The sequence below is a fragment of the Mesorhizobium huakuii genome, assembly GCF_014189455.1.
Lineage (GTDB): Bacteria > Pseudomonadota > Alphaproteobacteria > Rhizobiales > Rhizobiaceae > Mesorhizobium > Mesorhizobium huakuii_A.
Window position 1 is genome coordinate 3833192 of the sequence record NZ_CP050296.1, and the last position, 11496, is coordinate 3844687.

Below are 11496 nucleotides of genomic sequence, written 5' to 3' on the forward strand. Positions count from 1 at the left end.
TCGCCACATTGACGACGCATTGCAGCGCGGGCGAGATTATGCGCAGGAATCGGCGCCTTTGGGCGCGGCCTTTTGGAGCTTAACGGGCGAATGAGCGAAGCCGGAAATTCGGGTACGGAAAAGGCTGCTGCCTACCGCGTGCTGGCGCGCAAATACCGTCCGTCGAATTTTTCCGAGCTGGTCGGCCAGGAGCCGATGGTGCGCACCCTCACCAACGCCTTTGCCACCGGCCGCATTGCCCAGGCCTGGATGCTGACCGGCGTGCGCGGTGTCGGCAAGACCACCACCGCGCGTATCCTGGCGCGGGCGCTGAACTACAAGACATCAACCGTTGACCAGCCCTCGGTCGACCTCGCCGTGCTCGGCGAGCATTGCCAGGCGATCATGGAAGGCCGCCATGTCGACGTCATCGAGATGGACGCGGCCTCGCACACCGGCATCGACGACATCAGGGATATCATCGAGCGCGTGCGCTACGCGCCGGTGTCGGCCCGCTACAAGGTCTACATCATCGACGAAGTGCACATGCTGTCGACGCAGGCCTTCAACGGCCTGCTGAAAACGCTGGAAGAGCCGCCGCCGCACGTCAAATTCATCTTCGCCACCACCGAAATCCGCAAAGTGCCGATCACCGTCCTGTCGCGCTGCCAGCGCTTTGACCTCAGACGCATCGATGCCGGCGCGCTGGTCGCGCATCTCTCTTCGATCGCCGGGAAGGAAGGCATTTCGGTCGACGACGACGCGCTGGCGATGATCGCGCGCGCCGCGGAAGGCTCCGCTCGCGATTCGCTCTCCATCCTCGACCAGGCGATTGCCCATGGCGCCGGCTCCGTCAGCGCCGAGGCGGTACGGGCCATGCTGGGCCTGGCCGACCGCGCACGCATCGTCGATCTGTTCGAACATGTGATGAAGGGCGACGTGGCGGCGGCACTCGCCGAATTCCGCACGCAATACGACACCGGCGCCGATCCGGCCGCCGTGCTGACCGATCTTGCCGAGTTCAACCACCTCGTCACCCGGCTGCGTTTCGTGCCGACCGCCATGGACGACGCATCGCTGTCGCAGGACGAGCGCCAGCGCGGCGCCGATTTCGCCAGGGCGTTGTCGGTCAGGGTGCTGTCGCGGACCTGGCAGATGCTGCTCAAGGGCATTCCCGAGGTGCAGTCCTCCAACCGGCCGGTAAGTGCCGCCGAAATGGTGCTGATCCGGCTGGCGCATGCCGCCGACCTGCCGACGCTGGACGAGGCGTTGCGATCGCTTGAGGGCTCAGCGCCGGTCCAGAATGGCGCGCCGCGCTCGAACGGGGCACCGACTGGCCCCGGCAATGGCGGTGGTGCCAGTGCGGTGGCGGCGCAGACGCGCATGCCATCCGGGTCCGGTGGTGCGCAGACCATGCGGCTGGTCGAGGCCACGCCCGCGCCGGCCGCCTTCGTCGCGCCGCCCGCGCCTGTGTCCGAGCCGCAGCAGGTGCCGGTCAGGTCGCTGGCCGACATTGTCGCCCTTGCCGACGCGCAGCGCGACATCGCCTTTAAGGTGCTGGTCAAGCGCTGCATCCGTCCCGTGCGCTTCGAGCCCGGCCGCATCGATGTCAGCCTGACCGACGATGCGCCGAAGCTGCTGCTCAACGATTTGACGACGAAACTGCGCGCCTGGACCGGCCGCAACTGGCTGGTGTCGCTGTCGAAGGAAGAGGGCGGCCAGACGCTGGCCGAAATGGAATCGACCAAGCGCGAAAACGCCTTCCTCGATGCCAAGAGCGATCCGACGGTTGCCGCCATCCTGGCGCGCTTTCCCGGCGCCAAGATCATCGACGTGCGCATTCCCGACGCGCCGGAGGCAGACACGACCGAGGCCGAAGTGCCGGTCGAGCCGCCGGCGGATGACGACGAGACCTGATAAACCAAGACAAGGATCGGACCATGAAAGATCTTCTCGGCCTGATGGGCAAGGCGAAGGAAATGCAGGCCAAGTTCCAGGCCATGCAGGATGAGATCGCCACGGTCGAATCCGTCGGCCAGGCCGGCGGTGGCCTGGTCAGCGTGACGCTGAGTGGCAAGTTCGAGATGAAGGTGCTGAAAATCGATCCGTCTCTGTTCAAGGAGGACGATGTCGAGGTCCTCGAAGACCTGATTCTTGCCGCCCATAATGACGCCAAGGCCAAGGTCGAGCAGATCATGCAGGAAAAGACCAAGGCGCTGACCGCCGGCCTGCCGATCCCGCCCGGAATGAAACTGCCGTTCTGATGCATGTCGCCCAAAGTGTGCAGCGGTTTTGGGTAAACGACATGTATGAAAGTTGAACTCAGCGGCGATGCGCCATGACCGAAGAGCCGTCCGAAAGACTGATCGAGCAGCGTATCCGCAACAGGATCTACGAGATTCTGGAAATCCTTGCCGATAGCGACGCCGGTGTCGATCTCGTCGGCATCAAGGGTTACTTCCACCTGTTCGAGGATTTCGTGCACCGCCCGTCGATCGAGGCCGGCACGTCGGCGCTTTCGAAGGACGAGCGCTCGGTCGTGCTGGAGATCGCCGAATTCCTCGAGGCGGCCTCCGAAACAAATCCCGACTTCACCAAGGCCGAATTCATCGACAGCGACTGGCCGGGAAGGATCGCGCCGGCGGCCAGGAACGCGCGGGCACTGTTCCTCAGGCGCGGCCTGTTTTCGGAGAAAGCCGAGGAGCTTGAGCCTGGTCAGCCGGCCGCGATTGCGGCAGGGCGGTAGCGATTCCCGGAAAAACGTGGCGCGATTTTTCCTTCGGCAATTGCGGCGAAACCAAGAGACAGCGGTCATCGCTTTTGTGAAATGACGGCTCGATCTATCTGGAAAGCCTCGAAATTGTGCCTTTTCGGCAACAGTGCGTTGTTAATAACGTTTTGGCCATCATTTTGCCTGAAAGTGTCTCATTCTTGCCGCAGCCTGGGGGCGGGCATCGAAGTGAGAGGGTAACCTGTTGATCGTCACGCGATGGAAGGCGCCGCTGCTGCTCGGCGTCATCACGTCTCCCCTGTTTCTGGCCGCCTGCAGCCAGACCACCTCGCACGGCATGTCTGTTGCAAGCCTGACCGATGCCATCACGCCGAGTTTCCTGACGTCGCGCGCTTCCAGCCACACGCCGAAGGACAGGGAATGCCTGGAACGGGCGATGTTCTTCGAATCCAACCGGTCGAGCCGCGACGGCATGATTGCGGTCGGCACCGTGGTGATGAACCGGCTGCGCTCCGGCAACCACGGCAGCACCATCTGTGACGTGGTGGGAGAGCCCGGCCAGTTCGCGCCTGGCGTCATGACAAGGCCGATGAATTCGCGCGCAATGCCGGATGTCGAGGAAGCCGCCGATGCCGTGCTCAAGGGCGAGCGCAAGGCCAAGCTCAAGAACACGATGTATTTCCACACCGCCGGCCTGCGCTTCCCCTACAAGAACATGCACTACACCATGGTCGCCGGCGGCAATGCCTTCTACGAAAAGCGCGGCCGCAACTGGCAGCCGTTGCCGGATGAGCCAATGGTTGCCTCGGTGGCGCCGCAAGTGGTGAAGCCCGCCGCGCCGGTGACGATGGTCGCCTCGGCCGAGCCGGTGAGCACGGCCAAAACGTCCCGCACCGCTCCGGCGCAACAGGTCTTCATGACCGCCTCGGTGGAGCCGACGCGTCCGGCCAAAACCGCTGTTCGCACCGCTCCGTCGCAGCAGGTCTTTATGACTGCTGCTGCGGAACCGACACGTCAGCCCAAGACCAAGACCGCTCCGGTCCAAGAGACTTATGTGACCGCGGCTGCGGCGCCCACGGCAAAGTCGGCGCGCGTAACCGTGAAGCAGACAATGGTCGCGATGCAGGAGCCGATGGAAGAACCGGATGCCGCCCGTTTCGGCGGAACCTTGAACACCCGCGTCATCTCTTCGGTTCAGGGTGCGCCGCAAGAGGCGGCGATGGGGTTCCAGTCGACGCCCGAGAACACCGACGCCATCGGTGCGATGATCGCCAGCCAGAGCCGACCGCTCGAGGTCAACTGAAGGCCTAGCCAGGGTCCGCCATGGCAGCATAGTGACCGCTCTCCAATGCGGGATGTTCCAAAGCGCTCTGAAAAATCCTAGATCAGAGCGATGTCCAAGCGAATCGCCGGTCCCGAGATCGAACGCCTGATCCAGCTCCTGGCCAAGGTGCCGGGGCTCGGGCCCCGTTCGGCCAGACGCGCCGCCCTTCATCTGATCAAGAAGAAGGAGCAGCTGCTGTCGCCGCTCGCCGCCGCCATGGGCGAAGCCGCCGACAAGGTGCGCATCTGTTCCACCTGCGGCAATGTCGATACATCTGACCCCTGCATGATCTGCACCGATCCGCGCCGCGACGCCGCCACGCTGATCGTCGTCGAGGATGTTTCCGACCTGTGGGCGCTCGAACGCGCTGCGGCGATGAACGTGCGCTACCATGTGCTTGGCGGCACGCTGTCGCCGCTCGACGGCATTGGCCCCGACCAGCTCAACATCCGCTCATTGATCGACCGCGTCGCTGGCGGCGAGGTCAAGGAGATCATCATCGCCGTCAACGCCACGGTCGAGGGCCAGACCACCGCGCACTACCTCACCGACCAGCTGTCCGGCTTCGACATCAAGGTGACAAGGCTGGCGCATGGCGTGCCGGTTGGCGGTGAGCTCGACTATCTCGATGAAGGCACGCTCGCCGCTGCGCTGCGCTCACGGACGGCGTTTTGACGCAATTGGCGGGGATGTTTGCCGAGATGACTGCATTCCTTCGCACAACCATCTTCGCCTTTGTCGCGATGCTTCTCGCCGCCTTTCTCGCCACCCCTGCCTCCGCCGCCAAGATCGATGAGCAGTTCCGCGCCTGGCTGCAGAACGACCTCTGGCCTGAGGCCAAGGCCAAAGGCATCTCCAAGCAGACTTTCGATGCCGCCTTCGACGGCATAAAACCCAATCTGAAGCTGCCTGACCTCGTCATGCCTGGCGAGAAGCCGAAGACGCCGCAGAAGCAGCATCAGGCCGAGTTCGGTTCGCCCGGCGCCTATTTCGCCGAGAAGACGGTTCGTGCGGTGACATCAGGCGGACGCGTGCGCGAAGCCGCCAACGCCAAGACGCTTGCCGCGATCGAAAAACGCTACGGCGTGCCCGGCGAGATACTTCTGGCGATATGGGGCCGAGAGACCGGGTTCGGCGCGGCGAAGATGCCTTACGACGCTTTCGAGGTGCTGGGCACCAAGGCGTTCATGTCGACCAAGAAGGATTTCTTCCGCACCGAGCTGCTGGCCGCGCTGGAAATCGTCCAACGTGGCCTCGCCCCGGTCGGCGCGATGAAATCGTCCTGGGCCGGTGCGCTCGGCCAACCGCAATTCATGCCGACTTCGTTCCTGAAGCATGCCGTGGATTTCGACGGCGACGGCCGCGTCGACATCTGGAACTCGACGCCTGACGTGCTCGCTTCGATCGCCAATTATCTCGTCCATTATGGCTGGGTGAGGGGGCGCGGCTGGGGTTTCGAGGTGACCGTGCCCGAGAGCGTCTCCTGCTCGCTGGAAGGTCCCGATCAAGGCAAGAAGATTTCCGAGTGGGCTAGTATGGGCATCAAGCGCGTTGGCGGAAAGCCATTTCCGGCGAGCGAGCTTAAGGCGGAGGGCTTCCTGCTGATGCCGGCCGGCCGCAGCGGTCCGGCTTTCATCGCCACCCCCAATTTCTACGTGCTGAAGGAATACAACACCAGCGACCTCTATGCGCTGTTCATCGGCCACGGTGCGGACCGCATTGCACATGGCGACCAGATTTTTTCCGGCAACTGGGGACCGGTCGGCGATCTCCACCGTTCCGACATTGCCGGCTTGCAACGGGCGCTGGAAGCCAAGGGCTACGATGTCGGCAGCGCCGACGGCCTGCCCGGCTTCAAGACCCGCCGTTCGATCGGCAAGTGGCAGGCCAAGAACAGCCAGGCGGCGACTTGCTTTCCGGATGCCAGCCTCGTTGCCGCGCTGAAATAACTCAAAAATTAGCAGATTTTTCTCGTTCGGGGGCCTCGATTGATCGGCCTGTGCGTCGACGCGTCAGCCGCCATTCTGCTCAAATTGGCCCTCGTATAAATGCTCGTTGCCGGCCACGAGGCCGCCGGATATGCTGTTGACCAATTGGACAAAAACCACGACGGTAAGGGGCTAGAGGGCCGTCGTTTGGCCTCGACAAGAATTCTGCAACCCTGAGCCGGGAACTCAGGTCAACAACCAACAAAACAGGGAACAATCACCATGATGATGGAAAAGTTTGCTCTTCGCTCGCGTGCCTTGCTTGCGGGCGCGGCGATGTCCGCGCTGCTCATTGGCGCAGCCCCCGCCTTCGCGGTTACGCCTGCCGACACGCTGGTCGAAGGCTTCGCGATCGACGACATCATCACCATGGATCCGGGCGAGGCGTTCGAACTGTCGACCGCCGAAGTCACCGGTAACACCTATGACCTGCTGGTTCGCCTCGACCTCAGCGACACCTCCAAGGTCAAGCCCGATCTCGCCGAAAGCTGGACCGTCTCGGACGATGGCCTGACCTACACGTTCAAGCTCAAGCCCGGCCTCAAATTCGCCTCGGGCAATCCGATCACCGCGGCCGATGTCGCCTATTCGTTCGAGCGCGCCGTCAAGCTGGACAAGAGCCCGGCCTTCATCATCGAACAGTTCGGCATCAGCGGCGACAACGTTGCCGACAAGGCCAAGGCCGTCGACGATACCACCTTCCAGTTTACCGTCGACAAGGCCTATGCGCCAAGCTTCGTCTTGAACTGTCTGTCGGCAACGGTCGCCTCGGTCGTCGACAGCAAGCTGGTCAAGGAACACGTCGTCAAGGCGGCGCCCACCGCCGACTACAAATGGGACAACGACTTCGGCAATGCCTGGCTGAAGACCGGCTATGCCGGCTCCGGTGCCTACAAGCTGCGTGAATGGCGCGCCAACGAAGCCGTCGTCATGGAGCGCAACGACAATTATCACGGTGAGAAGGCCAAGCTTGCCCGCGTCATCTATCGCAACATGAAGGAAAGCTCGGCCCAGCGCCTGGCGCTCGAGGCCGGCGACATCGACGTTGCCCGCAACCTCGAGCCGAACGACCTCGACGCCATCGCCAAAAACGCCGACCTCACCTCGACCAGCGCGCCGAAGGGCACAGTCTACTACATCAGCCTCAACCAGAAGAATCCGAACCTCGCCAAGCCCGAGGTGCGCCAGGCGTTCAAATACCTGGTCGACTATGATGCGCTGAGCTCGACCATCCTCAAGGGCATTGGCGAAATCCACCAATCCTTCCTGCCCAAGGGTGATCTTGGCGCCGTGGACGACAACCCGTTCAAGCTCGATGTCGCCAAGGCCAAGGAACTGCTGGCCAAGGCCGGCCTGCCGGATGGCTTCAGCGTGACCATGGACGTGCGCACTGGCCAGCCGACCACCGGCATGGCGGAATCGATCCAGCAGACACTGGGTCAGGCCGGCATCAAGCTGGAGATCATCCCCGGCGACGGCAAGCAGACGCTGACCAAGTACCGCGCCCGCAACCACGACATCTATATCGGCAATTGGGGCCAGGACTATTTCGATCCGAACTCCAACGCCCAGACCTTTGCCTCGAACCCGGACAATTCGGATGCCGGCAAGTCCCACACGCTTGCCTGGCGCAATTCCTGGGACATTCCGGACCTGACCAAGGAAACGGAAGCGGCGCTGCTGGAGAAGGATGCCGGCAAGCGTGCCGACATGTACAAGGATCTGCAGAAGAAGATCCTCGACACCAGCCCCTTCGTCATCATCCATCAGCAGTTGGAAGTGGCCGGCCTGCGCAAGAACCTCAAGGGCTTCGCGCTCGGCCCGAGCTTCGACTCTAACTTCGTCGGGCCGGTCTCCAAGGAATAGTGCGCGCCGCATGAGCGCGGTTGAAAACGAAAGCGGGCGCGGCAGCGCCCGCGCCGTCGCCCTTGCATCATCGATCGGCCGCTTTCTGGTCATCGCGGTCACGACCTATCTTGGTCTGCTCGCGGTGACCTTCTTCATCGGCCGTGTGATCCCGATCGACCCGGTTTTGGCGGTGCTCGGTGATCGGGCGCCTCTCAATGTCGTCGAGCGCACGCGCCGCGAAATGGGTCTCGACCTGCCGCTGGTCGAGCAGTTCTACATCTATGTGAAAAATGCCCTGAGCGGTGATTTCGGCACTTCGGTGCTGACCACCAATCCGGTCATGACCGACATTCGCCGCGCGCTTCCGGCAACGACGGAACTGGCGACGCTGGGGACGCTGATCGGGGCGCTGTTCGGCGTGCCGCTGGGCGTGCTGGCTGCCGTCAAGCGCGGCAGCATCATCGACCAGATCGTACGCGTCATCGGCCTGATCGGCTATTCCGTGCCGATCTTCTGGCTCGGCCTGCTTGGGCTCGTCCTGTTCTACGCCAAATTGCAATGGGTGGCTTTCCCGGCCCGGCTCGACGTCGTCTACGAATACACCTTCACGCCGATCACCGGCTTCTACCTTCTCGACTCGGCGATGCAGGGTCAGTGGGATGTCTTCTGGGACGCCTTCCGCCACATCATCCTGCCGGCCTCGCTGCTCGGCTATTTCTCGCTCGCCTATATCAGCCGCATGACGCGCTCGTTCATGCTCAACGAGCTCGCCCAGGAATACATCGTCGCCGCGCGCGCCAAGGGCCTGTCGGAAACCCGCATCATCTGGGGCCACGCCCTGCGCAACGCAGCGGTGCCGATGGTCACGGTGATCGCGCTCTCCTATGCCGGCCTGCTCGAAGGTTCGGTGCTGACCGAGACCGTCTTCTCCTGGCCGGGCATCGGCCTCTACATCACCAACTCGCTGCAGAATGCCGACATGAACGCCGTGCTCGGTGGCACCATCGTCATCGGCTCGGTGTTCATAGGCATCAATCTCTTGTCCGATCTTCTCTACCGCGTGCTCGATCCGAGGACGAAGACAGGATGAGCACAGACACCATCCAGAGTCGGCGCGACTGGCTGCTCAGCGAGCGGCCGGCCTCGCGCATGCAGGCAAGGCTCGGCCGCGCCTATGTCGCGTGGCGGCGGTTCTCCGCCAACCGGCTGGCTTTTGTCGGCCTGCTCATCATCATCGCTTTGCTGGTCATCGCCGCCCTTGCTGGCGTGCTGGCGCCCTATTCGCCGACCTTCGGCGATCTCAAGAATTCCCGGCTGCTGGCGCCGAGCGCCGAGCATTGGTTCGGCACAGACGACCTCGGCCGCGATATCCTATCGCGAATCCTCTATGGTTCGCGCTGGACGCTCTATGTCGTTATCCTGGTCGCCATTATCGCAGCGCCCATCGGTCTGCTGGTCGGCACCGTCGCCGGTTACGCCGGCGGCTGGACCGATGCCGTCCTGATGCGCATCACCGACATCTTCCTCGCCTTCCCGAAGCTGGTTCTGGCGTTGGCCTTCGTCGCGGCGCTCGGCCCCGGCATCGAAAACGCGGTGCTGGCGATAGCCATCACCTCCTGGCCGCCCTATGCCCGCATCGCGCGCGCCGAAACGCTGACGGTGCGCAATTCCGATTACATCAAGGCAGTGCAACTGATGGGCGCTTCGCCTTTCCGCATCGTGCTGCGCCATATCATGCCGCTCTGCATCTCCTCGCTGATCGTGCGCGTGACGCTCGATATGGCCGGCATCATCCTGACCGCAGCCGGCCTCGGCTTCCTCGGTCTCGGCGCGCAGCCGCCGCTGCCCGAATGGGGCACCATGATCGCGTCCGGCCGCCGCTTCATCCTCGACCAGTGGTGGGTGGCCGGTGCGCCTGGCTTCGCCATCCTCATCGTCAGCCTCGGCTTCAATCTGCTCGGCGATGGCCTGCGCGACGCGCTCGATCCCCGGAGTGGCGACCAATGAGCACGCTTCTCGACGTGGACGATCTGCGCGTCACCTTCCCAACCCGCACCGGGCTGATCGAGGCGGTGCGCGGCGTCTCCTTCTCGCTTGGCCGCGAACGGCTCGGCATTGTCGGCGAGTCCGGCTCGGGCAAGTCACAGACCGGCCGCGCCATCATGGGTCTAACGCCGCCACAGGCCCGGATATCGGCCAGGAAACTGGCCTTCGACGGCATCGACCTGCTCAGCATCTCGCCACGCCAGCGCCGGGCGTTGCGAGGCAACCGCATCGCCATGATCCTGCAGGATCCGAAATACTCGCTCGACCCGGTGATGAGCATCGGCCGGCAGATCGTCGAGACACTGCGCACCCATGAAAAAGTCAGCAAGGCCGAGGCGCGGGAGCGGGCGCTGGCCATGCTGGAAGCGGTACAGATCCGCGATCCCAAACGCGTCTTCGACCTGCACCCGCATGAAGTGTCCGGCGGCATGGGCCAGCGCGCCATGATCGCCATGATGCTGATCGCCGGACCGGAAATGATGATCGCCGACGAGCCGACCTCGGCGCTCGACGTCACGGTGCAACTCGATGTGCTCGGCATCCTCGACCGGCTGGTCAGCGAGCGCGGCATGGGGCTGATCTTCATCTCGCATGATCTGCGCCTGGTCTCGTCCTTCTGCGACCGCGTCATCGTCATGTATGCCGGCAAGGTGGTCGAGCAGCTCAAGGCCTCCGAACTCGGCGAGGCCCAGCACCCTTACACGCGCGGCCTGCTCAACTGCATGCCCAGGATCGGCTTCGAACGCCACCCGCTGCCGGTACTCGACCGCAAGCCGGAGTGGGCGGCATGACAGCAGCGATTGCCATCGACGGGCTGGAGGTGATCTACGACCGTTTTCGCGCGCTGAAAGGCGTCAGCCTCGAAGTCAGGTCAGGCGAATCCTTCGGCCTTGTCGGCGAATCCGGTTCCGGCAAATCGACGCTGCTCAGGGCGATCGCCGGCCTCGCGCCGGTCGCCTCGGGCAGCATCGCCGTCAATGGCAAGAGGCTTGGGGCGCGCCGCGACAAGGCCTTTTACCGCGAGGTGCAGATGGTCTTCCAGGACCCGTATGGCTCGCTGCACCCACGCCAGACCGTCGACCGCCTGCTGCAGGAGCCGCTTGCCATCCACGGCTTTGCCGATGGCGAAAAGCGCATCGAACGCGCGCTCGACGAAGTTGGCCTCGGCAACGGTTTTCGCTTCCGCTATGCGCACCAACTCTCGGGCGGCCAGCGCCAGCGCGTGGCGATCGCGCGTGCGCTGATCCTCGAGCCGTCCATCCTGCTGCTCGACGAGCCGACCTCGGCGCTGGATGCCTCGGTGCAGGCGGAAGTGCTGAACCTGTTGGAAGAAGTCCGCCGGCGGCGCAAGCTGACCTTCCTGATGGTCAGCCACGACCTCGCCATCATCACCCATATGTGCGAGCGGCTGATGGTGATGCAAAGCGGCGAGGCGGTGGAGAACCTCACCGCCGCCCAACTTGTTGCGCACCGCGTGACCGAGGATTATACGCGCAATCTGCTCAGGGCCAGCGACGGGTTCGTCCGCACGGGTTAAGGGATTTCAGACTGCCCCACCTTCCGGCACCGTTTTCCCGTGT

At 63.5% G+C, this 11496-nt stretch carries 11 protein-coding genes; all 11 read left to right on the forward strand.

Annotation, left to right across the window (positions count from 1 at the left end; genetic code table 11):
• The first annotated feature begins 90 nt into the window (after positions 1 to 90).
• The 11 genes from HB778_RS18910 to HB778_RS18960 all read left to right on the forward strand — a co-directional run bounded on the left by HB778_RS18910 (position 91) and on the right by HB778_RS18960 (position 11453).
• Complete coding sequence (locus tag HB778_RS18910) at positions 91 to 1896, forward strand: DNA polymerase III subunit gamma/tau (RefSeq protein WP_183455994.1); 1806 nt, start codon at positions 91 to 93, stop codon at positions 1894 to 1896.
• Between the two features lie 23 nt (positions 1897 to 1919).
• Positions 1920 to 2243: a YbaB/EbfC family nucleoid-associated protein gene (locus HB778_RS18915; protein WP_183455996.1), complete on the forward strand. Its 324-nt coding sequence runs from the start codon at positions 1920 to 1922 to the stop codon at positions 2241 to 2243.
• A gap of 74 nt (positions 2244 to 2317) precedes the next feature.
• Positions 2318 to 2725, forward strand: a complete 408-nt coding sequence (locus HB778_RS18920) for a hypothetical protein (RefSeq protein WP_183455998.1) — start codon at positions 2318 to 2320, stop codon at positions 2723 to 2725.
• A 229-nt stretch (positions 2726 to 2954) separates the two neighbouring features.
• Complete coding sequence (locus tag HB778_RS18925; RefSeq protein WP_183456000.1) at positions 2955 to 4013, forward strand: cell wall hydrolase; 1059 nt, start codon at positions 2955 to 2957, stop codon at positions 4011 to 4013.
• A gap of 90 nt (positions 4014 to 4103) precedes the next feature.
• Positions 4104 to 4709: a recombination mediator RecR gene (recR, locus tag HB778_RS18930; RefSeq protein ID WP_183456002.1), complete on the forward strand. Its 606-nt coding sequence runs from the start codon at positions 4104 to 4106 to the stop codon at positions 4707 to 4709.
• Positions 4710 to 4777: 68 nt separating this feature from the next.
• Positions 4778 to 5983 (forward strand): lytic murein transglycosylase, encoded by a 1206-nt coding sequence (locus HB778_RS18935; RefSeq protein WP_432421266.1) that lies wholly within the window; start codon positions 4778 to 4780, stop codon positions 5981 to 5983.
• Positions 5984 to 6244: 261 nt separating this feature from the next.
• On the forward strand, positions 6245 to 7888 hold the full coding sequence (locus HB778_RS18940; RefSeq protein ID WP_183456006.1) for an ABC transporter substrate-binding protein: 1644 nt from the start codon (positions 6245 to 6247) through the stop codon (positions 7886 to 7888).
• Between the two features lie 10 nt (positions 7889 to 7898).
• Positions 7899 to 8960 (forward strand): ABC transporter permease, encoded by a 1062-nt coding sequence (locus tag HB778_RS18945; protein WP_183456007.1) that lies wholly within the window; start codon positions 7899 to 7901, stop codon positions 8958 to 8960.
• Positions 8957 to 9877 carry a nickel transporter permease gene (gene nikC, locus HB778_RS18950; protein WP_183456009.1) on the forward strand — a complete coding sequence of 307 codons (921 nt, stop codon included), beginning with the start codon at positions 8957 to 8959 and terminating at the stop codon, positions 9875 to 9877. The genes HB778_RS18945 and nikC overlap by 4 nt, the downstream gene beginning before the upstream one ends.
• Positions 9874 to 10707, forward strand: coding sequence for an ABC transporter ATP-binding protein (locus HB778_RS18955; RefSeq protein WP_183456011.1), 834 nt, complete (start codon positions 9874 to 9876; stop codon positions 10705 to 10707). Before nikC ends, HB778_RS18955 begins: the two co-directional genes overlap by 4 nt.
• Complete coding sequence (locus tag HB778_RS18960) at positions 10704 to 11453, forward strand: ABC transporter ATP-binding protein (RefSeq protein ID WP_183456013.1); 750 nt, start codon at positions 10704 to 10706, stop codon at positions 11451 to 11453. Before HB778_RS18955 ends, HB778_RS18960 begins: the two co-directional genes overlap by 4 nt.
• Positions 11454 to 11496 lie beyond the last annotated feature (43 nt).

Coding starts and splice junctions, on each gene's coding strand:
- HB778_RS18910 (WP_183455994.1), top strand. CDS start 91: ATGAGCGAAGCCGGAAATTCGGGTACGGAAAAGGCTGCTGCCTACCGC.
- HB778_RS18915 (WP_183455996.1), top strand. CDS start 1,920: ATGAAAGATCTTCTCGGCCTGATGGGCAAGGCGAAGGAAATGCAGGCC.
- HB778_RS18920 (WP_183455998.1), top strand. CDS start 2,318: ATGACCGAAGAGCCGTCCGAAAGACTGATCGAGCAGCGTATCCGCAAC.
- recR (WP_183456002.1), top strand. CDS start 4,104: ATGTCCAAGCGAATCGCCGGTCCCGAGATCGAACGCCTGATCCAGCTC.
- HB778_RS18935 (WP_432421266.1), top strand. CDS start 4,778: ATGCTTCTCGCCGCCTTTCTCGCCACCCCTGCCTCCGCCGCCAAGATC.
- HB778_RS18940 (WP_183456006.1), top strand. CDS start 6,245: ATGATGATGGAAAAGTTTGCTCTTCGCTCGCGTGCCTTGCTTGCGGGC.
- HB778_RS18945 (WP_183456007.1), top strand. CDS start 7,899: ATGAGCGCGGTTGAAAACGAAAGCGGGCGCGGCAGCGCCCGCGCCGTC.
- nikC (WP_183456009.1), top strand. CDS start 8,957: ATGAGCACAGACACCATCCAGAGTCGGCGCGACTGGCTGCTCAGCGAG.
- HB778_RS18955 (WP_183456011.1), top strand. CDS start 9,874: ATGAGCACGCTTCTCGACGTGGACGATCTGCGCGTCACCTTCCCAACC.
- HB778_RS18960 (WP_183456013.1), top strand. CDS start 10,704: ATGACAGCAGCGATTGCCATCGACGGGCTGGAGGTGATCTACGACCGT.